This is a genomic window from Microbispora amethystogenes, assembly GCF_016863015.1.
GTDB lineage: Bacteria > Actinomycetota > Actinomycetes > Streptosporangiales > Streptosporangiaceae > Microbispora > Microbispora amethystogenes.
This window is the reverse complement of the sequence record NZ_BOOB01000155.1, coordinates 1-632: the sequence shown is the minus strand read 5'-3', so window position 1 is coordinate 632 and position 632 is coordinate 1. Positions and strand designations below refer to the sequence as shown.

The following is a 632-nucleotide window of genomic DNA, read 5'->3' as shown; positions in this document are numbered from 1 at the left end:
GCCGGTGAACAGCACACCGACCTTCCCGGTGGAGCGGGCGACGCCCTGCACCACCCCGGGAGCGGTGCGACCCTCCGCCAGTGCAGCCAGCCCGTCCAACAGGGAGGCCCGGTCAACACCGGTGACCACGGCCCGACGCTCGAACGCCGCCCGCGTCGTCGCCAGCGACAACCCGACATCCGCGACGCTCAGGGAGGGGCGGTCCTGCACGAAGGCAAGCACCCGCGCCGCCTGCCCAGCCAGCGCGTCCACCGTCTTCCCCGACACCACCCACGCCAGAGGAACCACCGAGGTATCCGGCGCTCCGGCCTGGGCCACGCTTCCTGCCGGGACAAGGGCGACACCCTCACCCGTGACAGAGGCCGCGCCCTCACCGGACACCGACTCAGCGGCAGCACCGGCGAGAACTACACCCTCGACCGCCACAGCGGCGGCGGCAGGCTGCGCGCTCTCAGCCAGGACCGGCGCGGCACCATCGGCGGCAACCGCGAGCTCGGCCGTGGCCGGGGTGAGTCCGGAGGATGCGCCATCGCCCGGCACCAGTGCGGTGACTTCGGCGACAGCCGTGGCCGGGTCGACGGTGCCGGTGAGCAGGGCCGGGGCGGGAGCCTCGGCGGAGCTGACCTCGGCGG

At 74.4% G+C, this 632-nt stretch carries 1 protein-coding gene; it reads right to left on the bottom strand.

Annotation, left to right across the window (positions count from 1 at the left end):
* A partial coding sequence (locus tag Mam01_RS36140; protein ID WP_444980309.1) for a CurL C-terminal domain-containing protein occupies positions 1-632 on the bottom strand: 632 nt, incomplete at both ends.